Below are 25,519 nucleotides of genomic sequence, written 5' to 3' on the forward strand. Positions count from 1 at the left end.
AGGAAGAAAGCGGAACCATGAGCGCTGTACAGGAAAAGCTGACCGGTCTGCTCGTCTCCCAGCTCGGCGTGCCCGCCGCGAAGATCGAGCCGGGGATCACCTACAAGGATCTCGCCCTCGACTCGCTCGCGCTGATCGAGCTGACCATGCTCATCAACAGGGAGCTGGGGGGCGCCCTCGACGACGACGTCCTCCAGGGCGAGACGACCATAGCGGACACCGTCGAGCTCATCGAGTCCCAGGGCGTGCGCGCGTGACCCTCCCCTCGAAGGGGGCCGTGGCGATCACGGGTGTCGGACTCGTGACCGCTGCCGGCCTCGACGCGCGGACGAGCTGGGAGCGGGTGTGCTCCGGCCGGTCGACCGCCGCCCCCGATCCCGAACTCGCCGGACTTCCCGTCGACTTCTCCTGCCGCGTGCCCGGCTTCGACGCCGGGGCGCTGCTCGGGCCGGGCAACGCCTGGCGGCTGGACCGCTTCACGCAACTGGCGATCGTCGCCGCCCGCCAGGCGGTGGCCGACGCGGGCCTCGACCCGGAGAGCTGGGACGGCACCCGCGTGGGCGTCATCGTCGGCAACTCCCTCGGTGGCACGGGAACGTGGGAGCAGCAGCACCGCAGGTTCCTGGAGGACGCCCCGAAGAGCGTCTCCCCGCTGATGATCCCCATGGGGATGTCGAACATGGTCGCGGGCCATACGGCCATCGACGTCAAGGCGTTCGGGCCGAGCATGGTCACGGCGAGCGCCTGCGCGTCCGGCTCCAACGCCATCGGCCTGGCCCGGGACCTGCTGCGGTCCGGCACCTGCGACGTGGTGCTCGCCGGTGGAGCCGAGGCCGCCCTGACGCCCGGGACCATCACAGGCCTGACGCGGATGGGCGGGCTCTCGGGGCGGCGCGAGGACCCGGGCGCCGCGTCCCGGCCGTTCGACGTGGCGCGCGACGGCTTCGTCGCGGCGGAGGGCGCGGGAATCCTCGTACTGGAGCGGCCCGAGGACGCGCGGGCGCGCGGTGCCTCGGTCTACGCCGACGTGATCGGCTTCGGCTCGTCGACGGACGCGTACCACGCCACCGCGCCCGACCCGAGCGGAGCCGGGATGGAGCGCGCCCTGCGCGCCGCCCTCGCCGACGCGGGCACGGGGACGGACGAGGTGGACCACGTGAACGCGCACGGCACCTCCACCCCGCTCAACGACGTCACCGAGGGCCGCGTACTGCGCCGGGTCCTGGGCGAGCGACCGCTGGTCACCTCGACCAAGGGCGTCACCGGGCACGCGCTCGCCGCCGCGGGCGCCATCGAGGCCGCCTTCACGGCGCTGGCACTGCGTCACGGCGTGGTTCCGCCGACGGCCAACCTCACCGAGCTCGACCCCGAGATCGACCTCGACATCACGACGGGCACGGCGGCGAAGGCCCACCTGGAGGTCGCGGTGAGCACCTCACTCGGTTTCGGCGGCCACAACGCCGCCCTCGTGTTCGCGGCCGCCTGAAGGCAGAAGGAGGAAAAGTGCGCCTGAGGAATCTGGGCAACACAGGAATCAAGATCGGCAGCGTCGGCCTCGGGTGCATGGGCATGAGCTGGCTCTACCAGGAGTCCGCCCGGGACGACGAACGCTCCATCCGGGTCATCAACGAGGCACTGGACCTCGGCGGGAACCTGCTGGACACGGCGGACCTCTACGGGGCGGGCCACAACGAGACGCTGCTGGGCAAGGCCGTCGCAGGTCGCCGGGACGAGGCGGTCGTCGCGACGAAGTTCGGCATCGTCCTGGACGACCTTCAGCAGCGGGCGGCCCATCGCGACAACTCACCGGCCTATGTGCGTACGGCGGTCGAGGCCAGCCTGCGACGGCTGAACATCGACGTCATCGACCTCTACTACGTCCATCGCATCGACCCCGCCGTCCCGCTGGCTCAGACATGGGGCGCGATGGCGGAGCTCGTCGAGGAGGGCAAGGTGCGCTGGCTCGGCCTGTCCGAGGCCACCGTCGCACAGGCCCGCGACGCGCACGAGATCCACCCGGTGACCGCCGTCCAGTCCGAACTCTCGCTGTGGACGCGCGACGCGCTGGAGGGCGAGTCGGGCGGGATGGTCGGCTGGTGCGAGAGCGTGGGGGCGAGCTTCATCCCGTTCGCGCCGCTGGGCCGCGGCTTCCTCACCGGGACCCTGCACGCCGGCCAGTTCGAGGACAGCGACTTCCGCACTGCCAACCCGCGCTTCCACCGCGCCGCGATGGAGGCGAACCAGCGCATCGTCGACGTGATCAGGGAGGTCGCCGACCGTCGTTCGGTCACGCCCGCCCAGGTCGCCATCGCCTGGACGCTGGCGCAGGGCGACCGGGTGGTGCCGATCCCCGGCACGAAGAACTCCCGCTATCTGCGGGAGAACCTGGCCGCGGCGGAGGTCCACCTCACCGAGGAGGACCTGGCCGACCTGGCCGCGCTGCCCGCCGCCGTCGGAAGCAGGTACTGAGCGCATGAGCGACGACACCCGACCCACCGGCGGCGGCGAGCGCGGGAGCGGGCCCGCACGGTCCGTCCGGATCGCGTTCTTCGACGTCGACGAGACGCTCATCGACAGCAAGAGCATGTTCTCCTTCCTGGAGTTCCACCTCGCCGATCCGGACCAGTACCGCGCGGCCGCAGGCAAGTTGACGCGCGCGGCACGGGCCGGCGTGCCCCGCGAGGAAACCAACCGCGCCTACTACCGGAACTACGCGGGGATGGAACAGGCCGCGGTCGCCGAGAGCGGGCGCCGCTGGTTCGCCCGCGAGCGGCAGCGGGACGGCTTCCTCCACCAGGAGGTCGTACGCGAACTGCGCCGGCTCCAGGCAGAGGGGTGCCAAGTCGCGCTCGTCTCGGGGTCGTTCCGGGCCTGCCTCGACCCGATCGCGGAGCACCTCGGCGCGGACCACATGCTGTGCGGCGAGCCCGAGGTGGTCGCGGGCCGGTACACGGGCGAGGTGCGCACCGCGATGATCGGCGAGGCGAAGGCCACGGCCGCCCGCGCCCTGATGGACCGGTCGGGCGCACGTCCCGAGGAGTGCGTCGCGTACGGCGACCACGCGTCGGACCTGCCGCTGCTGACCTGCGTGGGCGGTGCGGGGGTCGTTGGGGACGACCCGGTGCTCGCCGAACACGCCGATCGGTTCGGCTGGATCCGGTTGCCGGGGACCGCCGGGTCTGCAGCGGTGGCACAGGGGACCGCCGCTGCGGACCCGGCCGCGCACCCGTCCGCCTCGTCCTCGCAAACGTCGGAGACCCCACCCGCTCCATTCACGTCGAGCACGGAGGAACTCACACATGCGACTCGGTAACGGGCTGGGGATCCGGGCCGTCAGGACCTGTCTGCCGGAGACCGTCGAGACCGCCCTGGACGCCATCGCGCGCGGCAGGATCGGCGAGGACGACCTGATGAACACCGGCGTCACCGAGGTCCCGGTCTCGGGAACGGTCTCGGCGCCGGACATGGCGGTGGCGGCGGCGCGCGGCGCGCTCGCCGCGGCGGGCTGGGACGGCGCCGACCTCGGCTTCACCACGCACGCCTGGATCCATCACCAGGGCCACGACTTCTGGTCACCCGCGCACTACGTGGCGCACCGGGTCGGTGCGGTGCGCGGTGTACCGCTGGGCATCCAGGTGATGTGCAACGGCGGCGGCACCGCGCTGGAGGCGGCCGCGTCGCGGCTCCTGGCCGACAGCACCACCGGCACCGCGCTGGTCACCACCGGCGACCGCTTCCCCGACGAGGGCTTCGACCGCTGGGCGGGCGACTACGGCGTCTTCTACGGCGACGGGGCGACGGCGGTCCTGCTGCACGAACGCGACGACTCTCTCGATGATTTCACGCTCCTCGGCCTGTCCAGCGCCGCCGTCTCGGCGGCCGAGGGACTGCACCGTGGCAGGGACGAGTTCACCCCGGCGAGCCGGTGGAACAGCGACCGGATCGACGTCAAGCGCACCAAGAAGGCGTTCATCAATGATGTGGGCCTCGACGGCTTCTACAGCGGAGTGCATGTCGCGCTGCGCGGCATCGTCACGACCGCGCTGGAGGAGGCCGGCATCGACGTCGACGACCCCCGCATCCGGGCCCTCGCCCTCCCCAGGGTGGGCATCAAGGTCCGCCGCGAGACGTACCACCCGGCGGTCGAGGGCCTGACCAAGGCAAGGATCGTCGAACTGGGCAACCGCACAGGCCACTTGGGAGCCGGCGACATGGCGGCGAACCTGACGGACATCCGGGAGCAGGAACTGCTCGCGCCGGGCGAGATCGCCGTCACCATCTCGGCGGGCGGGGGCTTCGGCTTCACGTGCGCGGTCGTCGCCCGGCCGGCCCGCTGACCCCCACTCGTACATCTATCCCCCCATCAACCCCCTGAAAGGGGACTTTTCATGAGTACGGCTCGTCCGGACACCGGTCGCGGCAATCCGACACTGACGCTTGTCGCGGTCTGTCTAGCCGTCCTGGTCCTGCCCGCCTCGCTGACCGGTACCTCCGTCGCACTTCCGGACATCAACTCCGATCTGCACGTGGGGCTCGCCCCGCTGCAGTGGGTGGTCAACGCCTACAACCTCGCCTTCGCCTGCTTCATGCTGGGCTGCGGCTCGCTCGCGGACATCGTGGGCCGACGGCGGATGTTCGCCGCCGGTACCGCCCTGTTCGCCCTGTCGACCCTGGCCAGCGCGGTGACGTCGAGCATTGTGGTGCTCGACGTGGCGCGTGCGCTCGCCGGGCTCGGGGCTGCGGCGGTGATGACCTCGGGTGCCGCGATACTGGCCACGACGTTCGAGGGCGCCGCCCAGGCGCGGGCCTTCGCGATCCTTGGCTCGTCGGCCGGTGCCGGTCTGGCACTCGGCCCGTCGACCGCGGGTCTGCTCGTCAACACCTTCGGCTGGCGTTCGGTGTTCTTCTCGCACCTGATCATCTCAGTGCTCGTGCTCGTCGCGGTGCCGCTGATGCCGGAGTCGAAGAACCCCGCCGCGACGAAGGTCGACTGGGCCGGCACCACGACGTTCACGCTGTCCCTGTTCTGCCTGATGTACGCCATCGTCCAGGGCCCGCAGCAGGGCTGGACGAGCGGCACGACCCTGCTGCTGTTCGCCGCGGCGGCCGTACTGATGGCCCTGTTCGCCGTCGCCGAACTGCGCCGGCCGCAGCCCATGATCGATCTCTCGCTCCTCAAGCAGGGCCGCTTCATGGCGGTTTCGCTGATCCCCGTCGCACTGTCCTTCAGCTTCGTGTGCCTGCTGGTGCTGCTGCCCACGTACTTCACCGGGGTCGCGGGGATGAGCACGAACGCCTCGGGCACCACGATGATGCTGCTCACCCTGCCCGTCCTGGTGGTTCCGCTCGTCGTCAGCAAGCTGGTCAAGAGCGGCGTCCCGACCCGGCTCATCCTCACCCTGAGCCTCGTGGTCGCCGCGGTGGGCGCGGGCTGGCTCACCCTGATCGACGCGGACGTGTCGGTGGTGGCGCTGGCCGGTCCGCTGCTGCTGCTCGGCATCTCGATGGGCATGACGGCCGGTCTGGTGGACGGTGCGGCGATCACCTCCGTGGAGCCGGCGCAGGCGGGTGCCGCCGCCGGCCTCTTCAACACGATGCGCCTGGCCGGTGAGGCGTTCGCCATCGCCGTGATGAGCGCCGTGCTGCTCAACTCGACGCGCTCGCACATCTCCGACGGCCTGTCGGGAGTCCAGGGCGCGAACGGCATCGACGCGGGCGGCGTGGCCGACCGCGTGATCGGCGGCGACCTGGCCGGGGCGGCCGACGCCGTCGCCGGTTCCGCTCGCTCCGGCTTCCTCGACCTGCTCACCGGCAGCTACACCGACGGCCTGCACCTGGTGCTGTGGGTGGTCGTCGCCATCTGTGCCGCGAGCGCCGTGCTGGTGAGTGTGATGCTGCGCGAGCGCGCCCAGCCTGCCGCGCCCGCCGAAGCCATCGCCGAGGAGGCGACCGTATGACCAGCCCCGCGGGTGCGCTCCCCGTCCTTGTCGCGGGCGCGGGACCGGCCGGGCTCACCGCGGCGACCGAACTCACCCGGCGCGGTGTACCGGTCCGCTGCGTGGACAAGGCCGACGGCCCCAGCACGCTGTCGAAGGCGCTGGGCCTGTGGCCGCGGACCGTCGAGCTGATCCACCGGGTCGGCGGGCACGAACTGCTCGCCGCCCGTGCGCTGCCCCAGTCGCAGATGCGGTACTACTCCGATGGCAAGGTCATCGCCAACCTCCGCTACAAGTCGGCGACCCGGCCGCTGATCTGCCCGCAGCCGGACATCGAGGAGGTCCTGCGGACCAACTTCGCCTCGGTCGGCGGCGCCGTGCGGTGGGGGACCGAGCTGCTCGGCTTCGAGCAGCTCGACGACCGGGTGCGTGCCCGGCTGCGTCACCAGGACGGCACCGAGCACGAGGAGGAGTTCGCGTATGTCATCGGGGCGGACGGGGCGAGCAGCACCGTCCGCGGCCACCTCGGTATCGGCTTCGAGGGATCCACGTACGAACTGCGGTTCGTGGTCGCGGACGTGCGGATCGACACCCGCTTCGACCATCGCATGACGCACTATTTCTGCTCACCGCGAGGCATCCTGGTGGCCTGTGGCCTGCCCGACGGCCGCTGGCGCGTGTTCACCTCGGCGCCTGCCGGGGCCAGCCAGGAGGACGTCGACCTGGCCATGGTGCAGAGCCTGGTCGACGAGCGTGGGCCCGGTGGCATCCGGCTTCGCGACCCCGACTGGATCAGCGTCTTCAACGTGCACGCACGGCACGCCGACACGACACGGGTCGGCCGGGTCTTCCTGATCGGGGACGCCGCGCACATCCACAGCCCGGCCGGCGGGCAGGGCCTCAACACCGGTGTCAACGACGCCCACAACCTGTCGTGGAAGCTCGCCCTCGTCTGGCACGGGTACAGCGCCGAGCGGCTGCTCGAAACCTATGCGAGCGAGCGCGGGGACGTGGCGCGCGCGGTGGTGCGCCAGGCCGACGTACAGACGAAGCTGTGGCTGCTGCGCAAGAGCCACCAAGTCGTCCTGCGGGACAACCTGTTGCGTGTCGCGTCGGGCCTGCGGCTCTTCGACCTGACGTACATTCCGTGGCTCGCCGGTCTGCGGACGAAATACCGGACCGAACCCGCGGCCGGAAAGAAGACGGCCGGAAAGAAGACGGCCGGCTTCGTGCCCGGCGCACTGGTGCCGCTGCCGCTACGGACGGAACTCGACGATCTGCGCCACACGCTGATCCTCACGGGGCCGCCGGACGAGTCGGTACGGGAGCTGACACGGTGGTGTGCGGACCGGCTCGACGCGGTGCTCGACATCCGCACCGAGGCGCGCCGCGGAAAGCCCGCGCTCGTGCTCGCCCGGCCGGACGGCCACGTGGACCGGATCGCGGGGGACGTCCCCACGATGCGGGCCCGACTCACCGACCTGTTCCGCCCCTTGCTCGGGGCCCGGCAGGACGAACAAGAGAAAGTGAAGGAACACACGGCATGAGTCTCATTCCCGAGAGCCACAAGGACCTGCTGGAGCGGCCGCTCTTCGGCCATCTGGCCACGATCCGCGCGGCGGGCGGCGGGCCGCAGGTGAACCCGATGTGGTTCTCCTGGGACGGCGAGTACGTCCGCTTCACCAACACGACGGTCCGCTACAAGTACAAGAACATCACGGCAGACCCGCACGTCGCGGTGTCGGTCAACGACCCGGACCAGCCCTACCGTTACCTGGAGATCCGCGGTGAGGTGGAGCGGATCGACGACGACTCGTCCGGCGAGTTCTTCGCGCAGCTCGCACAGCGGTACGGAATGAAGCTGGACGGCCCGCCGCCGGACGTCGCGCACCGCATCGTGTACGTGGTCAGGCCTACGGCGGTCAGCTACCAGTGAACCGGCCGGTGCGAGACCGGCCCACGCCGAACCGCCGGGGCCGCGGGGTCAGTTCCCGCTGACCTTCGCGGTCACCAGGTCCGCGACCAGCCCGGTGCGCGCGCCGAGCGCGGTGAGCCGGTCGAGTGCCTCGCGGTGCTGCGCCTCGTCCACGCTGGCGGTGGCGTCGGAGACGACGGTCACCTCGTAGCCCAGGCGCAGCGCCGTCGCGGCGGTGGCCGCGACGCCGTGCGCGGTGGACAGTCCGGCGACCACGACCTCGGTGACGCCTTCGCGGTCCAGGTGGTCGTGGAGGTCGGTGCCCTCGAAGGCGTCGAGGCCGTGCTTGGTCACCAGGTGTTCGCCGGTACGCGGTTCAAGACCGGGGACCAGCCGGTTGGGAGCGGCACCGATGCCGCCGTCGGCGCCGTCCTCCCGTACGTACCGGACGAGGACGACGGTCGGGGAGCCGGTGTTCGTCGCGAAGTGCTCGCGCAGCCTTCCGCAGGCGTCGACCACGACATCGCCGCCGGCCGGCTGCCACGGCATGTCGACGATCCACCGTTGCAGATCAATCAGGACGAGAGCCGTGCGTGCGCGGGTCATTCTGTTCCCCCAGGGACGGATGATCAGCGGTCCAGCGCACCCTACCAAGGGGAAAACACAGCCAGATGGAGAGGCCAATCGCGACGCGGGACGGTCTGCGCCTGTGGACGGAGGCGTTCGGCAGCCGCGACGATCCGGCGGTGCTGCTGGTGATGGGCGGCACGGCGCCGGGCATCGTGTGGCCGGACGAGCTGTGCCGGCTGATCGCCGCGGACGGGTACCTCGTGGTGCGGTACGACCACCGGGACACCGGCAGATCGGGCAAGTCCGACGGCGCGTACGACCTGTCGACGCTGGCCGCGGACGCCGCCGACGTGATCGCCGGGCTCGGTCTGGGCTCGGCGCATGTGGTGGGGCAGTCGGCCGGCGGCATGGTGGCCCAGCTGCTCGCGCTCGACCGGCCCGAACTCGTCCGGTCGCTGGTGCTGTTGTCCAGTTCCCCGGACGCGAACGGCGATGTGCGGCTGCCGCCGAGCACCGGGCTGCCCGGTCCGCGCCGGCCGATGCTGGAGCGGGCCGCCCGGCTGGCCGCGTCTCCGCCCGAAGGGCCCGAGGCGTGTCTGGCCGCGGCGGTCGACGGCTGGCAGGTGCTGGTGGGGGCCTCCGTGCCGTTCGACCGCGTCTACTGGGTCGACCTGGTCCGGCGTGTGATGTCCCGCGGTGACGGGCCCGACACCGCCTGGCGCCACTCGGCGGCCCTGGACCGTACACCCCCGCTCACCGGCCGGATCGCCACTCTCGAGGTGCCGACCCTCGTCGTGCACGGCGAGCAGGACCCGGTCTTCCCCCTGGAGCACGGTGAGGAACTGCGCCGGGTGATCCCGCAGGCGCGTCTGTGGAGGATCGCCGGCATGGGTCACATCTTCCCGCCGCACTGGTCGTCGACCATCAGATCGCTGGTCGTCGACCATCTGCGCCGGACGTGACGGCCGGACTTTGCTCCCGGGCACGGCTGTTCGGACACGAATCGCGTACGAAGGAGACTGTGATGCGTCATGCGACCGGCAGGACCGTTTCCCGGCGAGCGCGGCCGAGGGCACTCGTGGGTGCGGCGTCGGGCCACTGCCCCAGTCCCGCGGCACCCGGCCCCGTAGCCCCGCCATACGTTCCCGAGCCCGGCGAAACTCTCGCGTCCCCGGCCGCCGACACCGAAGGTCCGGACGCAGCAAGCGATTTCCTCCGGGCACTGCGCAGCCGGCGCCCCTTTCGCCGCATCGAGGAAGCGTCCTTCTCGGATCCACTGACGGCGGCGATTTCCCGGTTCACCGGCACCGCGTGAGCGCGGCTGCCCGGGCAGGGAATTCAGAGATATTGAAATTGAAACGGTCGGGAGTCCGTTATGAGCCCGTCACCCTCGCGCAACCAGTGTCATGGCGGGAAATCCCTTGCCGTCAAACAGTCGGGGAGCCTCTCGGTGGTGTGACAAATTGAACAAGGCCGAACCCCCGGCCCGCCTCCGACGTCCCCTATTGTGGCAACCGCACGGCTGAGGGGTCCCCTCGCGGCGTTCCGGCAATGGCGCGGTGTGTCGCATGGGGAGGCTGTGCACAGCCTACGGGGGATGGCAAGAACTGTATGGTGCGAACAGAATTCGTTCCGTCGCCTGGCGCCGCCGCGCCTGGCGACGGGAACAGCTTCGGGATATTGGGAACGCTTACCGCGCGTGTCGCCGGCAAAGAATTGGTAATTGATTCCGGAAAGCTCCGGGTGCTGCTGGCCGCGCTGCTGCTACGGGCCGGTTCGGTGGTCGACAACGACCGCCTCGCCGACTGGCTGTGGGACGAGCGAAAGCCGTCGAACCCGCGCGGGGCGCTGCACACCTACGTACGACGGCTGCGGATGCTGCTCGGCGACGTCGGCTTGGTGGAGACGGCGGTCGGCGGCTACCGGATCGATGTGGCCGACGCGGAGTTGGACCTGACGCGGTTCCGCCGCCTGGTCCAACTCGCGCAGCAGTCCGAGACGCCGGAGGAGCGGGCGCGGCTGCTGGCAGAGGCGTTGAGCGCCTGGCGGGGTGCGCCGCTCGCGGACATCCCGTCGGACTCGTTGCGCCGTGACGAGTCCCCGGCGCTGGAGGACGAGCGGCTCGGAGCGCTGGAGGCGTACTTCGAGACCGAGCTCCATCTGGGCAGGCACGCGCAACTGGTGAAGGAACTGCGCACCGCCGCCATGGACAACCCCCTGCGGGAGAACTTCTGGAGCCTGCTGATGCTGGCCCTGTACCGCTCGGGGCGGCAGGCGGAGGCACTGGACGTCTACCAGCAGGCCCGCCGCGAACTGGTCGAGCAACTCGGTGTCGAGCCCGGCGAGCGGCTGCGCGCCCTGCACACCGGCATCCTCGAATCGGACCCCGCCCTCGCGGCCCCGAACGAGCCGCGCCCCGGCGCAGGCGAGGCCGTCACGGTACCCGCGCAACTCCCGCCCCTGGCCCTGGGGTTCGTGGGCAGGGACGACGTCGTCGACCGGATCGAGACGATGCTGCCGCCGGCGCCGGACCGTACCGGCGTCCCTGTCGTGGTCCTGTCCGGGCCGCCCGGCGTGGGCAAGACGGCGCTCGCCGTGTGGCTCGGCAGCCGGGTGCGGGGCGCGTTCCCGGACGGGCAGCTGTACGTGAACCTGCGCGGCTACGAACAGGGCGGGGCGCACGCGCCGCTCCCGCCGGACCAGGTGCTCTCGCAGTTCCTGCGCAGCCTCGGCGTGCCTGCGGACCGGATCCCGGTCGACCCGGTCGAACAGGCCAACCTCTACCGGTCCAAGCTGACCGGGAAGAGCGTGCTGGTGGTGCTGGACAACGCGTCCAGCGTCGAGCAGGTGCTGCCGCTCATCCCCGGTGACGCGGGATGTTCCGTACTGATCACCAGCAGGCGGCAGTTACGCTCCCTCGCCGTCACGCACGGCGCCCAGGTGATCCGGGTCGGCACGCTCAGCCCGCAGGAGTCGGCCGAGCTGGTCACCGCCATGATGAGGCAGGCCGCGGTGCCGATCGAGCCCGACGTGGTGCGCGAAGTGGCCGCCCTGTGCTCGTATCTGCCGCTCGCGCTCCGGATCGCCGCGGCCAACCTGATCAGCGCCCCGGGCGGGCAGACCGAGGACTACCTGGAGAGTCTGCGGCGCGGCAACCGCCTCGCCGCCCTCTCCGTCGACGGCGACACCACGTCCGCCGTCTCCACGGCCATCGCCCTGTCGTACGACGCCATGACCCCGGCCGACCGCGTGGTCTTCCGTCTCGCGGGGCTCTTCCCCGGCTCCGACTTCACCCCCGCCGCCGTCTCGGTGCTCGCCGACATCAGCGAGGCTCAGGCGCGGACCAGTCTGAGCCGTCTGGAGACGGCGAGCCTGTTGCAGCAACCCGCCCCCGGCCGCTACCAGTTCCATGACCTGCTGCGTGAGTACGCGCAGGGCCGCGCCGCCGACGAGCACCACGCGCAGGAGCGGGCCGGGGCGCTGGAACGGCTCGGCCAGTGGTATCTCGCGGGCGCGTGCGCCGCGGCCGACGTCCTGCACTCCGAGTTCGTGCGGCTCGCCCAACCGGCCCGGCCGAAGGCGACCTTCGACGCGCCGCAGTTCCCCAACGAGAGCCATGCGATGGCCTGGCTGCTGGCCGAGCGGCGCAATCTGATGGCCTGCGTGCGCCACTTCGGCACACACGGACCGCACCACCTGTCCTGGCACCTGGCTGACGCGCTGCGCGGCTTCTTCTGGACGGGCAAGTACCGTACCGAGTGGCGTGAGACGACCCGCATCGGGCTGTCCGCGGCCGAGACCCTCGACGACGAGCGCGGCATCGCGGCCATGCACCGCAGCCTCGCCAACCTCCACAACACGCTGGGCGACTACGAGCAGGCCATCGCGCACCAGGAGAAGAGCCTCGCGCTGCACGACCGGCTCGGCATGGCCGAGGAGGTCGCGGCCATGCTGAACAACATGAGCCTCGCCCACCTCAGCCTGGGCCGGGGTGCGCAGGCCGAGGAGGCCGCACGGCGGGCGCTCGACGTCGCCCACAGCATCCGCTCTCCCCGGCTGGAGGCCACCACCCAGGGCCTGTTGGGGTTCATCCACTGGACGCAGGGCGACATGGCGCGGGCCACCGAGTTCCTTACCGCGTCACTGTCCACCGCGGGCGGTCTCGGTCTGCACCACATCAGCTCGTACAGCCTGCGCAACCTGGGCCTGGTGCGCCAGGCCACCGGGGAGCTGGCCGAGGCGCGGTCCTGCTTCACCCGGGCGCTGCAGGTGTCCGAGTCCATCGACTCCTCGTACGACAGAAGCATCTCGCTGTACGGGCTGGCCCTCGTCGACCTGGACATCGGCCGGCACGAGACGGCGCTCGACTCGGCGCAGCGGGCCCTGAGTTCCTTCCAGGAGTGCGGCGACCGCACCTACGAGGTGGAGACGCTGTGCCTGCTGTCGGCCATCAGCGTGGGCCTCGACTCGCCGGCGCAGTCGGCCCGTTACGCGGCCACGGCGCTTGACGGCGCCCGGCAGATCGGCTACGTCGACGGCGAAGCGTACGCGCTGGCCCGCCTGGCCGTCACCGACGGACTGCTGGGCCGTGAGGACGCCACCGGGCACGCCGAGGCGGCCCGCTCCCTCGCCGAGGGCAGCGCGAACCACATCGCCCGCAGCAAGGTCCACCTGGAGCTGGCCCCGCTCTACCTGAGTCTGGGCGACCCGCACCGTGCCAGGGAGTGCGCGCAGTTGGCGCTCGCCCTGTCGCAGCCGACCGCTCAGCGCCTGACCATCGCCAAGGCCAAGCACCTCCTGGGCGCCGTCGCCGCGCTCGACGGTGACCACTCGCGGGCCCGGGCGTACTGGACCCAGGCCCTGGAGGCGTTCACCGAGATCGGCGTCGCCGAGGCCGACGACGTACGCGCACGACTCGGCACGACATCCGCGACATGATCACAGCACGGGAGGACGACATCGTGAACACCCTTGCCGCGGAGACGGATCGCGTATCCATGAGGCGGGACCGGCTGCGGCCGGTGCTGGCCGCCTCCATCGGCAATGCCATGGAGTGGTTCGACTGGGGCGCGTTCGTGACGTTCGCCGCGCTGCTCGGCCCGCAGTTCTACCCGGCGGGCGACGCCACCACGAACGTCCTGCAGACCCTGTCGGTGTTCGCCGTCGGCTTCCTGTTCCGGCCGCTCGGCGGGGCGCTGATCGGCGCGTACTGCGACCGCAACGGCCGCAGTGCCGCACTGCGGCTGTCCCTGCTGATGATGGCGGGCGGCAGCCTCCTGATCGCGCTCGCCCCGCCCTACCGGACGGTCGGCGTGCTGGCCCCGGTGCTGCTGGTGGTGGCCAGGGCGCTGCAGGGGCTGTCCGCAGGCGGCGAGGGCGCGGCGATGAGCACGTACGTGAACGAGATCGCGCCTCGCGGTCGTCGAGGCCTGTACTCCAGCGCCGTCTACATCAGCACCACCCTCGGCACGCTCGTGGCCACGCTGCTCGCGCTGCTCCTGCACAACACGCTCAGCCCTGCCCAGCTGGGCAGCTGGGGGTGGCGGGTGCCCTTCGCGCTCGGCGCGCTGCTCGCCCTGTACGGCTGGTACCTGCGCGGCCGGATGCGTGAGACGCCCGTCTTCGACGCGGTGCGGGAGCGGCCGCGCAATCCGGCCCGGCAGGTGCTGCGCGCGCACCCGCGCACCGCCGCCCGCGTGGTCGGCTTCACGCTGGGCGCGACCGTCGTCTACTACACCTTCGCCTCGTATCTGCCGCTGTACGCCCAACTCCGGTACGGCGTACCGGCGAACGCCGCGCTGTGGGCCGCCGTCGTCGCGCAGGTGGTGTTCATGGCCGCGCTGCCGCTGTTCGGCATGGCAGCCGACCGGTTCGGGCGCCGTCCGCTGCTGCTGGTGTTCGGCTGCGGGTTCGCCTGTCTGTCCCCGCTGCTGTTCGGGCTCCTGTCGGGTTCGGCGGTGCGGCTGGGCGTGGTGATGGTGGCGGCGCTGCTGCTGTTCGGCTGCTACGCGGCGGCCGCGCCGTCGGCAACGCTGGAGATGTTCCCGACGGCACTGCGGTCGAGCGGCGTCGGGCTGCCGTACGCGCTGACGGTGGCCCTGTTCGGCGGCACGGCGCCCTACCTGATCGAGTACCTCTCCGAGCACGGCCACGCCAACTGGTACCCGTGGTACGTGGTGGTGCTCTGTCTGATCAGCACGGTGTCGTTCCTCCGGTACCGGGAGACGAAGGACGTGGACCTGGCGGCCGTCGGAGAGGTTTAGCCACGCCGCCCGCACTGCGGGGCATCGGGCGGCCTCCTCCAGCGCGCCGTACGTCCGCGATGGCACCGCCAGAGACCTGTCGACGGGTTCCCGGCTGGAGCATCGTCACGCGGGTCGGTCAGGGCGGGGTCGGTGCGGTGTGGTGGTGGGCCACCGGGATACTGGGCGACTTCTGGATCCCTGGGCTGCCGCCGCGTCTTGGGGACGCTGTCCCCAGCGCCGGGGTCAGCGGGCGAGGACGCGGTTCAGCCAGGCCAGGAGGTCGCTGATGATCTCCTGTTTGTTGGTCTCGTGGAACAGTTCGTGGCGGGCTTCGGGATAACTGAGATGGGTCACGTCGATGAGGCCGGCCTCGCCGTAGCGTTCGACCAGCAGGTTGCTGAGTGAGAGCTCGGCGTTCAGCGGGTCGTGATCGCCGACCAGGATGCAGATGGGTAGATCCGCCGGGATGCCCCTCGGCTGGGCAAGTGACGCCGAGGCGATGGTGATGTCGGCCATGCCCTGGGCGTCGAGGCTGAAGCCGCACATGGGGTCGGCGAGGTAGGTGTCGACGGCCGGTTCGTCCCGGCTGAGCCAGTCGAACGGCGTGCGGATCGGCTGGAACGCCTGGTTGAGCGCGAGCAACGGGTCTTCTCCCTCCGCGGCCTCCTGCGCCTGTGCCGCGAGCATGACGTCTACCGCGGTAGTACCGGCGAGGGCGAGTGCGTCGATCAGGTGGGCGTGGTCCAGGACGTACTGCTGCGAGGCGAAGGAACCGAGGCTGTGTCCGAGCAGCACCAGGGGCAGGCCGGGGTGCTGCTCGCGGATGGTCTCCGAGAGGGTGACCATGTCACTGACGAGTCGGTTCCAGCCGTCGTCCCCGAGATGACCGGGCTCGGCGTGCCTGCTCAGCCCGTGTCCGCGGTGATCGTTGGCATAGACGGCGTAGCCCTGAGTGGTCAGTACTGCCGCGAGTGGGGCGTAACGGCCGGCGTGCTCTCCCATGCCGTGGGCGATCTGGACGACGGCTCGCGGTGGGGTGTCCGGCTTCCATTCGTGCACGTGGATCTGGACGCCGTCTTTGCTGTCGAAGGTGAACATCGGACTCCTTGTCCTGGGTACGCGGGCAGCCCTGAGTGTCCGGCCAGTTGTAGGGGGTGGGCCGGCCCGAGTGGTTCAGGCTCACGGTGGTTGTGGTGTACGGCGGTTGTGGCCGGTTGACCGCGTGGCCGTCCGGCCGGGTCAGGCGTGCTGCTCGCCGAGGTAGCCGGCGAGGATCCGGGACTGGTCGGCCCTCAGTTCCTGGGCCGTGGCGTGCGCGGTGATCTCGCCGTGGGAGAGGACGTAGCCGCGGTCGGCCATGTCGAGGGCGAGGCCGACGTGCTGTTCGACGAGCAGCACCCCGCAGCCGGTGTCGTCGGCATAGCGCCTGACTATGGGCAGCAACTCCTCGACGATGATGGGTGCCAGGCCGAGGCTGAGCTCGTCGAGAAGGAGCAGCTTGGGGCCGCGGGCCAGGGCTCGTCCCATGGCGAGCATCTGCTGCTCGCCGCCGGAGAGCAGTCCTGCCTTGCGGTCCTGGAGGCGGGACAGAGCGGGGAAGTAACGTAGGGCGGCCGCCTGGTCGAGGCGCTCACCCCGGTGACCGAGGCGCAGGTGTTCCGCCACCGTGAGGCCGGAGAAGATGCCTCGTCCTTCCGGAACATGGGCGATGCCGAGGCGGGCGCGGGCCGCTGCCGGGATCCTGCCGAGGTCCGTTCCGTTGAAAGTGATCGTGCCGGCAAAGGGGCGCAGCAGCGCGGAGACGGCCTTGAGCGTGGTGGTCTTCCCCGCTCCGTTGGCCCCGAGGAGGGCTACGACCTCTCCCGCGCCCACTTCGAGGTCGATCCCGCGGACGACAGGGGCTCCGTCGTATCCGGCAGTGAGGCCGGCCACCTCCAGGACTGGGGTACTCATGGTGTCTCCGGTGTGCTGGTGAGGGCCTTGGCGGAGCCACCGGTCGAAGTGTCGGACGCGGTGGCAGGCTGGACGGTGGATGCCCCGAGGTAGGCGGTGACGACGGCGGGGTCGGTCCGGACCTGAGCCGGTGTCCCGGAGGCGATCACCTTGCCGAACTCCAGGACGACGACGTGGTCGCAGATGCCCATCACGAGGCTCATGTCGTGGTCGATGAGGAGCAGCGCCGTGCCGGCGTCGGCGACCGTGCGCAGTCTGCGTCCGAGTTCGGCGCTCTCGGATGTGTCCAGACCGGCCGCGGGTTCGTCGAGACAGATGATGCGGGGCCGGGCTGCCAAGGCCCGCGCCACACCGACGAGTTTGCGTCTGCCCTGGGACAGTTCGTGTGCCGATGCGTCGGCCAGGTCCTCGAGTCCCAGGGCCGCAAGGGCCTTGGGGACAGCGGGGTTCGGGGACGGGCGGCGGCCGAAGGTCTCGCCGAGCGCGGTCCACCACGTCGAAGGGTCCGCCGTGACCTGGAGGTTCTCCGCGACCGTGAGGTCTTCGAAGAGTTCGCTGCTCTGGAAGGTGCGGGCGAGTCCTCGGCGGGCTCGTACATGGGGCGGCCGTCCGGTCAGGTCCTTGCCATCCAGTTCCACCCTTCCCCGGGCGGCGACGAGGCCGGTGACCGCGTCCACGAAGGTGGTCTTGCCGGCACCGTTGGGGCCGATGAGCCCCACGAGCTGGCCCTCGCCGACCTCCAGGGAGACATCGCTGAGTGCGTGGACGCCGCCGTAGCTGACGCCCAACTGCTGGACAGAGAGCACGTTCACGGTGCGACCTCCTTGGCGTCGGCAGCGGTACGGCCGAGACGGATCTCCGGGGAGCCGACGGCGGATGCGCTGTCAGTCGGTGGTCCCGTGGCGGCCGCAGCGCGTTCCGTCCTCCTCGCCCTCTTCGCCGTCCTCCGGCGGTGGGCGGCGCCCGCGATGCCGTCGGGGTTGGCGATCAGCGTCACGATCAGGGAGACGCCGCCGAAGAGCAGGGCCCAGGTCCCCTTGATCCCGAACCACTTGTCCAGCGCGTGGGGGAGCAGCGCCTCGGTGGACATCAGCCCCGCGATCACGGCTCCGGACACCATGGTGATGCCGCCGATGTAGGCGAAACCGATCAGGCCGAGGGCGGCCAGCGCGGTGAACCGGGCGGCGCTGACCGAGCCGAAGTTGTAGCCGTAGAGGGTGCCGGCGGCGCTGGCGATGAAGGAACTGATCGCGAACGCGGCGATCTTCACGGCCTGCACGTCGACACCGGCTGCCGCGGCGGCGCGCTCGTTGGAGCGGACGGCGAGCATCCGCCGGCCGAGTCCGGTGCGCCTGAGATGGGCGACGTACAGCCCGAGAGCGACAGTGACGGCCAGGACGAGGAAGCCGAACATGGGGCTGGGTTCGTTGCCGTCCAGGCCGCGGAAGTCCGCTTTCGGTCCGAGGTCGTTCCCGAACAGGCGCGGCGGGGGTACGGACACTCCGGCCGTTCCGCCGAACGAGGTGTTGTTGAACAGTGCCTGTTCCATGGCCAGGGCCGCGGCCAGGGTGACGACGGCCAGGCTCACACCCCGCACCCGCAGGGCGGAGACGCCCGCGGCCACTCCGAGCAGTGTGGCCAGCACCATCGCACCGAGGGCGGAGAACGGGAACGGGATCCCCAACCCGACCGAGAGGTGGGAGAGGACGAAGCCCGCGGTTCCGGAGAGCGCGAGCTGCATCACGGAGATCTGCCCCACGTAGCCGGTGATGACGACGTAGGACAGGACGATGACCATGCCGATCATCGAGTTCGTGAGTGCCTGGCGGAAGTCGAACGGGAGCACTATCAGTGCGGCGGCGGCGACCGTAGCGGCCATCAAGGCGGGGCGTAGCAGCCGCTCGGGCAGGGGCACCGCGGGCAGCCGCTTTTCGACGAGTTCACCGCGGCGCGGCAGACCGGCGCCGCGCACGTACAGGGCGACGACCATCAGAGCGAAGACGAGGAGCTGCTGGAGGCCGGGCATGGCGTTGCCGTTGTCGGTCGGGAACCAGCTCTGCGTGGACAGGTAGTACACGATCGACTGGAGCACTCCGATGAGGATGCCCGTGGTGCAGGCGATCCACAGCGAGGTGAACCCGGCGAAGAGGGCGGCGGCCAGGGCCGGTACCACCTGCAGGGGGAGCGTCATGGAGTCGACCTGGACGATGGGCGCGGCCAGGACACCGAGCAGCCCGGCGACCAGGGCGGCCAGGAGTGTGTTGGCCATCGAGACGCTGTTGGGCGACAGGCCTGCCAGAAGAGCGGCCTGTTCGTTCTCCGAGGCCGCGCGGGTGGCCAGGCCGAAGCGGCTCCACCGGTACAGGGCCCCGAGGACCAGGGCGATCACGACGACCAGTCCGGCCAGGACGAAGCGGTCGGAGGGTGTGGTGACGCCCAGGATGGTGACGGTGTCGGCCGGAAGGATGCTCGGTGCCTGCTGCGGCTGAACCCCGAAGACCAGTAGCACGGTGGCCTGCAGGGTGAGCAGGATGCCGAGGGAGGCCGCGAGTTTGGCCAGGGGCGAGACGGTTCGCAGCGGCTTGAAGACCGCCACCTCCGTGAGCACTCCGACGGCGAGCGCGACCGCGAGGGCGCCGGCGAGAGCGGGCCCGACGGGCAGCGTGAACCCGAAGAAACCGGTGGTCAGGGCCCAGAAGGCATAGGCTGAGGCCATGGCGACGGCGCCGGTGGACAGGTTGATGATGCCCGAGCCCCGGTAGGTGACCACGACGCCGAGCGCGATGCCGGCGATCAGTGCCCCCTGGCCGAGGCCGAGCACGGCGAAGAGCAGGATCTGTTCCAATTCATGACTCCTGTCATGGGTCCGCGAGTCCGCGAGTCCGCGCTGCTGAGGCTGCGTCCTGCGCGGGCGTGCAGCCTCAGCGGCGGCGGGGGCGGGCGGGACTCACTGGGGCGGGCGGATCCAGTCGGTCAGGGGCTTGAACTGGCCCTTGCCTTCGTACTGGTAGAACCTCGCCTGGTCGTTGCAGACCGCGGGGGCGTCCGGGTATTTGCCGCACTTGACCTCGGCGGCGCCCATGACGACCGGCCCGGTGAACTTCTTGAGCTGCTCGGTCACCGACGCGGGAGTGATCTTGTCCGGGCCGACGGTGTTGAGCACCTTCGCGTATGTCAGGACCGTGCTCCAGCCCAGCGGCGCGAAGACCTTGGACTGGTCGTCCTTGTCCAGCCCCGCCTGCGCCGAGGCCTTCAGGAACGCCTTGGAGTCGGCGGCCGAGGAGTCGATCGGCAGCGTCTGGGCTACGCCGTACGTCCAGGTGGGCAGGTCCCCTCCGAGCCCCTGGGTGACATCGGGGGACATGCACAGCGGCGTGGAGACCACCGGCTTGGTGACATTGAGCTGCTTCAGTGCCTTGGCGATCCCGACGCATCCGCCACCGACGGAGATGGGCACCACGACATCCGCGGTGTTCGCCCCGGCCGCGGTGACCGGGCCGATCAGATCGGTGGACTGCGCGTCGAATCCGACGGACTTCACCTTCAGGCCGGCGGCTTTCAGGCCCTTCACCGCTGCCCCGGAGGCGATCTTGTCGCCGGGCGTGCTCGTGTGGATCACCGCCGCGGTCTTCGCCTTCAGTACGTCACGGGCGTACGTGCCCCAGGTACCGAAGATGTGCGGCAGGTCGCCGAACGTGCTGAACGTGTTCTTCGCGGTGGGCATGGTCGGGCCCGTCGCCACTCCGACCAGCACGGGCTTCTTCCCCGCGATCACGGAGTTGAAGGAGGCGTCGCCGAGGTAGAGGTTGCCGACACCGATGGCGGAGACCGTCTTGTCGCCGAGCAGTTGCTGGCCGCATTTCTGTCCCTCCTCCTCGGCGGACACCACCGTGCAGACGTTCAGTTTCAGCGGGTGCCCGCCGATACCGCCCAACCTGTCGTTGACGTACGTCACGGCGGCACGGGCACCCAGGGTGGCTTCGGGGCTGCCGCCGGGGCCGCCCTCGACGTTCACCCAACCCAGGGTGACCGGTTCGAGGCCGGCGTCGGCCTTACCCGCCTTTCCGCCGACGTAGCCGAGGTAGTCGGTCACGACGTCACTCACCGGGCGGGAGTCCGCACTCGCGGAGGAGGAACCCCCGGAGGCGCCGGTCGATGAGGGTGCGGTGGTGCCCGATCCGCCGCATGCGGCGACGCCCAGCAGGGGCGCCACGGCGGCGGAGACGAGGCCGAGTCTGAGGGGGCGTGAGGTTGCGGGCATGCGGGATCCTCCAGGATCGGAAACGGCAGGGCGGTGCCCGGCACGGCATGCGGGGAGAGCACGGAAGGCAGAAGGAAGGCAGGAGGGCGCACCGGGGTGACCGGTGCCTCGGACCAACCCGAGGAACTTCGAAAGGCCAGGTGACCGGCGCTTTCGCGTTTCGTAACTTTCTTACGGATTGGGAATCTAGGTGTACGATTGCGCCCTGTCAACGCCCCGCTTCACACCGAATTAACGATCATGCAATGGGAGGGGAAGGACATGACGGCGCACGCCGTGAGACGCAGGCTCCCTCGGCGCTCACCCGAAGAGACCCGGGCCCTCATGCTGGAAGCGGCCACCAAGCTCGTCTGCGCCGGCACCTCCGACACGAGCGAGGCGGCTGTCTCCGCAGCCCTTGCTCATATCCGCGTCAAGCGGGTCACCGAGGAAGCCACCCGCATCATGCGGGAGAGACTGGGCGACGACACGGCACCGGCGATCACGACCGGATCCATCTACCAGATCTGGCCCGCGCAGGCCGACTTCCAGGCAGATCTCCTCTTCCACCTCACCAGCCGGCAGGCCGAACTGGTCCCGGGGCTGCCGGAGAGCATCCGCCGTTTCAAGGAGGCGGTCGACAGCGGTACGACCTGGCAGGAGGCTCTCAACGACGTCCTGACGGACAACCACGAGAACCACCGCGTGGACCCGATCTACCGCGTGCTGCTCGGCTTCTACGCCAGCGCCGCCAACCCACGCGTCCGCGACGCCCTGGGGCACTACGCCGAGTCGTTCACCGAGGTCGCCTGCGAGGCGTACCAGACGCTGCTGGACGCCTACGGGCTACGCATGCGCGCGCCCTACAAGGTCGAACACCTCGCCACCACCATCGCCGCCCTGCTCGACGGCTTCCACATGCGCTGGATCGCCGGACACCCCAACCTGGAGGACCCGGAAGGAGAGGACGGCTGGTCCCTCGCCACCCGGGCCGCCGTGATGGTGTTCGACCAGTTCACCGAACCGGCGTAGGTGGGTTCGCACGTCCATGCGTCGATGAGAACCATGGGGGAGACCTGTAAGGACTGAGCCGCTTGGCGGATCCGTGAGCGGTCCAGGCCGGGGTGGAACGTGGAGGTCGAGCCACCCCGGCCGGGCCTCATCGGATGTGCTTCGCCGGCTTGGTGGCGGCGTTGACCAGATACTCCAGGGGGCCGCGGCGGAAGAAGCGGGACCAGATCGTGGCGAACAGGGTGGCGCCGAGGATGAACATGAGCAGCGGCACCCAGGACTGCTGGGTGTCGCCGCTGGGCACGGACAGCATGTCCTGTGCGACGAAGTGGCCGACGTAGGCCGTCAGGGACATGGTGCCCACGGCGATGACCGGTTTGGCCAGGCGGCGCAGTCGCGGCAGGCGGTCCATAGCCACCGTCGCGCCCACGATCACGAGGATCGCGACTCCCACGCTGCCGATGATGTCGAACGTGGTGCCGCTGTGCGGCCCGGCCGTCAAGAGCGACGATGCCTGGGACTCGAGCGACCCGCTGTCGAGGGGCATCGACCCGGAGCCGCCGGACGACGACCCGTCTTCCGCCGTGCTCCTCAACGCGTCCTTGCCGGCCAGCAGCAAGGACATGCCGTACGCGGCCACGGTGAGGGCGGCGCCGAGCGCGGCCAGGCGCCACTGGACGGCGGCCTGGGACAGGTCGAGGCGGGCCAGCGCCATACCGGCGATCACGAACGATATCCACGTGATCGTCGGGTAGAAGCCGGTGAACAGCAGATCGAGCACTCCCACGTCGCTGAGCCGGTGGAGCGGGTCGTAGGCGTTGACGCTCTGCTGGACCGGCTGGGTCAGCAGAGCGTTCAGGGCGAACGACAGCTGCGGTGTGACGAGGGCGAGGGCGGCCGCGATGATCGCGAGCGTCCTGGCGCGCAGGCGCACCAGGGGCAGGGCCAGCAGGAAGTAGACCCCGTAGAAGCCGAGGATGACCACTCCTCCGTATTCCATCGCCATCACGGTGCCCAGCGCCAGCAGGACCACGGCACGGATCACGATCCTGGCCTTCGCCTGCCGGCCGGCCAGGCCCGTCTTCGGCTCCCGGCGGCCGGCGAGCAGCATCAGCGAGAACCCGGCGAGGGTGGCGAACAGGACCGACGAGTGACCGTCCGCCATGTACCGGACCCAGCTGCCGACACCGTCCGTGGCCGACAGCGCAGGGCCGATGTGCACGACATACATGCCGAACACCGCCAGCGCGCGGGCCAGATCCACCCCGACGAGGCGTCCCATCGAAGGACCGGGCGAGGTCGGCACGGCGGACTCGGGCGGGGTTTGGGGATGGGCAGGAGACGCCTCCTGCGGAGGTGCCTCCTGCAGCGGCTGCATCTTTGTCATGCGGAGAATCTCGCGTGGACGACCGGGGCGGACCATCCGGCAGTCTTCGGTATCAGCCCCGCCGGTCGGCGGGTACCGCCCCGCCGACCGGCGGAGTCTCCTCCCGGCCGGGTCCGGCGCGACCGGACGGCGGTGTTCTCCCCCCACTCGGCGGGGGTGGACCCGACGGTTGCCGGATGGGCGCGAGACGGCCGCACTTGCAGGCTGGAGGCGTGACACAGCGTGCGCGACACAAGGAGACCGACACTTCCCTCGGGATGCACACGGAGCCCGAGCGGCGGGTCTGGTGAGCCGGCGCAGCCGACGTGCCGGCATGAGGTCCTGGTCGGTCAGTCCGTGCTGAGGGGAATTCGAAGCCGCACCCGGTAGCCGCCCTCCGTGGTCGGGCCTGCCTCCAGGGTGCCGTGCAGGATGTCGGCCCGTTCCCGCAGGCCGATCAAACCGTGCTGTGATCCGGGCAGGGACAACGAGGGGCGTGTGGGCGGGGTGTTGGCGACGGTCACTCCGACGTGGTCGCCGTCCTGCCACAGTTCGACGCGGGCCGTGGCGCCGGGGGCGTGCTTGCGGACGTTGGTCAGCGCCTCCTGGACCGTGCGGTAGAGAGCCCGTTGGGCCGGGGTGCCCACGGTGGGCGGGAGTTCACCCGTCAGCTGTGCGTGCGTGCCGCTTGACTCCACGAGTTTGTGCAGGTCGGCCAGGGTGGGCTGAGGAGTCAGCTCGGTGGCTCGGCCGCCGGAGGCGCGCAGCAGCGTGACCATGGTGCGCAGTTCGTCGAGTGTGGTGACGCTCAGGGAACGGATCGTGCGGGCGGCCTCTTTGGCGTTCGGGTCCTGGGTGGCGACCTGCATGGCTCCGGCCTGTACGGCGATCAGGCTGACCTGGTGGGAGACCACGTCGTGCATCTCGCGGGCCAGCTGGGCGCGTTCGCGGGCGAGCACGGCCTGGGCGTGCAGGGCCCGCTCGTGCTCCCTGGCCTCCTCGATCTCCGCCAGCCGCCGCGCCAGGTCCCGGTGCGCCTGGAGGAGTTGCCCGAAGAGGACCGGGGCCGCGGCGGTGGCCAGGCTGTACACGAAGTCGATCAGCGTCATGGTCCGGCCGACCTCGGAGAAACTGGCCAGGGGCCACGGAACGCTGCTCACCACGGCGGCCAAGGCGACGCACCCCGCGAGGAGGAGGCGGTTGCGGGAGCGTTCGGCCAGGGTGAACAGCGCCACGAGCGGGGCGACGGCGATATCCTGCATCAGCGCGATGGGCAGGGTGAGCAGGAGGACCCCGAGCGGGAACCTGCGCCGGAAGGCCAGCGCGGCGCAGCCGAGCGTGGCCAGCGCGACGCCGGGACGCGTGTCGTCCCACAACATCAGCCATACGTCCACGGCTGCCACCGCCACCAGGACGAGGTCGACGGCCGGCGCGGGCACCTGTTCCCACAGGGCGCGTGCGCGCTTCATCGTCGGGCCTCCGGCTGGGGGCGCGCGTCGAGCAGTCCGGCCCGCTGCGCCAGCAGCGCGGCCTGCACCCGGCTGGTCACCCGCAGCTTGGTGAGGATCGCGCTGACGTGGTCCTTGACGGTGCCGGCACCCAGGTGGATGCGTGCCCCGATGTCGGCGTTCGACAGGCCCTCGGCCACCAGGACGAGGACGTCGCGCTCACGCGTGGTGAGCAGCCGGACTCTGGCCGCCTCCTCGTCGACGGCGGCCTCGGTGCCCGGGTGGCTGTGCAGCAGGGTGCGCGACGCCTTGGGGGACAGCACCACGCCGCCCGCGGCCAGGGTGCGCACCAGGTGGGCGAGCTGTTCCGGCTCGGTGTCCTTGAGCAGGAAACCGGCGGCGCCGGAGTGCAACGCGGTCAGGATGTACTCGTCGGCGTCGAACGTGGTCAGCATCGCCACGACGGGAGCGTCCGGCATCGTCCGCAGCTCGCGCAGCACGGTGAGCCCGTCGACGTCCGGCATCCGGATGTCCAGCAGCACCACATCCGGCCGCTCCCGGCGGACGGTCTCCACGGCGTCGCCACCGCTCGCCGTCGCGACGACCTCGATGTCCTCGGACGCGCCCAGGATGAGCCCGAACCCAGACCGGACCAGTGCCTCGTCGTCCACCACGACTACCCGGATCACCCCGTTCACGTGCCCTCGGCCTCACCTTCGTCCATGCCGTCCGGCTCTTACCGCCTCGACCCTAAAGCTTCGGAGCGCCCCCGCAGCCTGCCGGATGGCAGCTCCAGCCACCCGGCGGGGTATCACCCTCCGGTCGGCGGGGACAC

At 70.6% G+C, this 25,519-nt stretch carries 21 protein-coding genes; 12 read left to right on the forward strand and 9 right to left on the reverse strand.

Features of this window, described 5'->3' with window-relative positions; translation table 11 throughout:
- The first annotated feature begins 17 nt into the window (after positions 1–17).
- From IEZ21_RS21175 to IEZ21_RS21210, 8 genes are read left to right on the forward strand one after another with little or no spacing between them, the layout of a single operon-like run.
- Positions 18–257 (forward strand): acyl carrier protein, encoded by a 240-nt coding sequence (locus IEZ21_RS21175; RefSeq protein WP_189323498.1) that lies wholly within the window; start codon positions 18–20, stop codon positions 255–257.
- Positions 254–1,486 carry a beta-ketoacyl-[acyl-carrier-protein] synthase family protein gene (locus IEZ21_RS21180; RefSeq protein ID WP_213089334.1) on the forward strand — a complete coding sequence of 411 codons (1,233 nt, stop codon included), beginning with the start codon at positions 254–256 and terminating at the stop codon, positions 1,484–1,486. Before IEZ21_RS21175 ends, IEZ21_RS21180 begins: the two co-directional genes overlap by 4 nt.
- Positions 1,487–1,503: 17 nt before the next feature.
- Positions 1,504–2,469, forward strand: coding sequence for an aldo/keto reductase (locus IEZ21_RS21185; protein WP_246567983.1), 966 nt, complete (start codon positions 1,504–1,506; stop codon positions 2,467–2,469).
- A gap of 4 nt (positions 2,470–2,473) precedes the next feature.
- Entirely contained in the window at positions 2,474–3,313 is an 840-nt protein-coding gene (locus IEZ21_RS21190) for an HAD family hydrolase (protein ID WP_189323499.1), read from the forward strand.
- Positions 3,300–4,337: a beta-ketoacyl-[acyl-carrier-protein] synthase family protein gene (locus tag IEZ21_RS21195; protein ID WP_189323500.1), complete on the forward strand. Its 1,038-nt coding sequence runs from the start codon at positions 3,300–3,302 to the stop codon at positions 4,335–4,337. The genes IEZ21_RS21190 and IEZ21_RS21195 overlap by 14 nt, the downstream gene beginning before the upstream one ends.
- A gap of 51 nt (positions 4,338–4,388) precedes the next feature.
- Positions 4,389–5,957: an MFS transporter gene (locus IEZ21_RS21200; RefSeq protein ID WP_189323501.1), complete on the forward strand. Its 1,569-nt coding sequence runs from the start codon at positions 4,389–4,391 to the stop codon at positions 5,955–5,957.
- Positions 5,954–7,483, forward strand: a complete 1,530-nt coding sequence (locus tag IEZ21_RS21205) for an FAD-dependent monooxygenase (RefSeq protein WP_189323502.1) — start codon at positions 5,954–5,956, stop codon at positions 7,481–7,483. The genes IEZ21_RS21200 and IEZ21_RS21205 overlap by 4 nt, the downstream gene beginning before the upstream one ends.
- Complete coding sequence (locus tag IEZ21_RS21210) at positions 7,480–7,872, forward strand: PPOX class F420-dependent oxidoreductase (protein WP_189323503.1); 393 nt, start codon at positions 7,480–7,482, stop codon at positions 7,870–7,872. The genes IEZ21_RS21205 and IEZ21_RS21210 overlap by 4 nt, the downstream gene beginning before the upstream one ends.
- A 48-nt stretch (positions 7,873–7,920) precedes the next feature.
- Here the strand turns inward: IEZ21_RS21210 and IEZ21_RS21215 are convergent, their stop codons facing one another.
- Positions 7,921–8,457, reverse strand: a complete 537-nt coding sequence (locus IEZ21_RS21215; RefSeq protein ID WP_189323504.1) for a cysteine hydrolase family protein — start codon at positions 8,455–8,457, stop codon at positions 7,921–7,923.
- Positions 8,458–8,522: 65 nt separating this feature from the next.
- On the opposite strand from IEZ21_RS21215, the gene IEZ21_RS21220 reads away from it, so the two are divergent.
- The 3 genes from IEZ21_RS21220 (at position 8,523) to IEZ21_RS21230 (ending at position 14,684) form a co-directional block, all read left to right on the forward strand.
- The gene (locus tag IEZ21_RS21220) at positions 8,523–9,383 is read left to right on the forward strand and encodes an alpha/beta fold hydrolase (protein WP_189323505.1); all 861 of its coding nucleotides are present in this window, start codon (positions 8,523–8,525) and stop codon (positions 9,381–9,383) included.
- A 781-nt stretch (positions 9,384–10,164) separates the two neighbouring features.
- On the forward strand, positions 10,165–13,359 hold the full coding sequence (locus IEZ21_RS21225) for an AfsR/SARP family transcriptional regulator (RefSeq protein ID WP_189323506.1): 3,195 nt from the start codon (positions 10,165–10,167) through the stop codon (positions 13,357–13,359).
- On the forward strand, positions 13,356–14,684 hold the full coding sequence (locus IEZ21_RS21230; RefSeq protein ID WP_246567985.1) for an MFS transporter: 1,329 nt from the start codon (positions 13,356–13,358) through the stop codon (positions 14,682–14,684). The genes IEZ21_RS21225 and IEZ21_RS21230 overlap by 4 nt, the downstream gene beginning before the upstream one ends.
- Positions 14,685–14,909: 225 nt before the next feature.
- Here the strand turns inward: IEZ21_RS21230 and IEZ21_RS21235 are convergent, their stop codons facing one another.
- The 5 genes from IEZ21_RS21235 to IEZ21_RS21255 all read right to left on the reverse strand — a co-directional run bounded on the left by IEZ21_RS21235 (position 14,910) and on the right by IEZ21_RS21255 (position 20,880).
- A complete protein-coding gene (locus IEZ21_RS21235) occupies positions 14,910–15,764 on the reverse strand; it encodes an alpha/beta fold hydrolase (protein WP_189323507.1) in 855 nt (284 codons plus the stop codon).
- A 141-nt stretch (positions 15,765–15,905) separates the two neighbouring features.
- Positions 15,906–16,619, reverse strand: coding sequence for an ABC transporter ATP-binding protein (locus IEZ21_RS21240; protein WP_189323508.1), 714 nt, complete (start codon positions 16,617–16,619; stop codon positions 15,906–15,908).
- A complete protein-coding gene (locus IEZ21_RS21245) occupies positions 16,616–17,431 on the reverse strand; it encodes an ABC transporter ATP-binding protein (protein WP_189323509.1) in 816 nt (271 codons plus the stop codon). The genes IEZ21_RS21240 and IEZ21_RS21245 overlap by 4 nt, the downstream gene beginning before the upstream one ends.
- Positions 17,428–19,464 (reverse strand): branched-chain amino acid ABC transporter permease, encoded by a 2,037-nt coding sequence (locus IEZ21_RS21250; RefSeq protein WP_189323510.1) that lies wholly within the window; start codon positions 19,462–19,464, stop codon positions 17,428–17,430. Before IEZ21_RS21250 ends, IEZ21_RS21245 begins: the two co-directional genes overlap by 4 nt.
- Before the next feature lie 102 nt (positions 19,465–19,566).
- Positions 19,567–20,880, reverse strand: a complete 1,314-nt coding sequence (locus IEZ21_RS21255; protein WP_189323511.1) for an ABC transporter substrate-binding protein — start codon at positions 20,878–20,880, stop codon at positions 19,567–19,569.
- A gap of 324 nt (positions 20,881–21,204) precedes the next feature.
- Here IEZ21_RS21255 and IEZ21_RS21260 point away from each other — a divergent pair, with 324 nt between their 5' ends.
- Positions 21,205–21,891, forward strand: coding sequence for a hypothetical protein (locus tag IEZ21_RS21260; RefSeq protein ID WP_189323512.1), 687 nt, complete (start codon positions 21,205–21,207; stop codon positions 21,889–21,891).
- Between the two features lie 127 nt (positions 21,892–22,018).
- Here the strand turns inward: IEZ21_RS21260 and IEZ21_RS21265 are convergent, their stop codons facing one another.
- From IEZ21_RS21265 to IEZ21_RS21275, 3 genes are all read right to left on the reverse strand, one after another.
- Complete coding sequence (locus tag IEZ21_RS21265) at positions 22,019–23,257, reverse strand: DUF418 domain-containing protein (RefSeq protein WP_189323513.1); 1,239 nt, start codon at positions 23,255–23,257, stop codon at positions 22,019–22,021.
- A gap of 329 nt (positions 23,258–23,586) precedes the next feature.
- Positions 23,587–24,705: a sensor histidine kinase gene (locus IEZ21_RS21270; RefSeq protein ID WP_189323514.1), complete on the reverse strand. Its 1,119-nt coding sequence runs from the start codon at positions 24,703–24,705 to the stop codon at positions 23,587–23,589.
- Entirely contained in the window at positions 24,702–25,373 is a 672-nt protein-coding gene (locus tag IEZ21_RS21275; RefSeq protein WP_189323677.1) for a response regulator, read from the reverse strand. The genes IEZ21_RS21270 and IEZ21_RS21275 overlap by 4 nt, the downstream gene beginning before the upstream one ends.
- Between the last annotated feature and the right edge of the window lie 146 nt (positions 25,374–25,519).

This window comes from Streptomyces flaveus (genome assembly GCF_014647675.1).
In the GTDB taxonomy this organism is placed as follows: domain Bacteria; phylum Actinomycetota; class Actinomycetes; order Streptomycetales; family Streptomycetaceae; genus Streptomyces; species Streptomyces flaveus.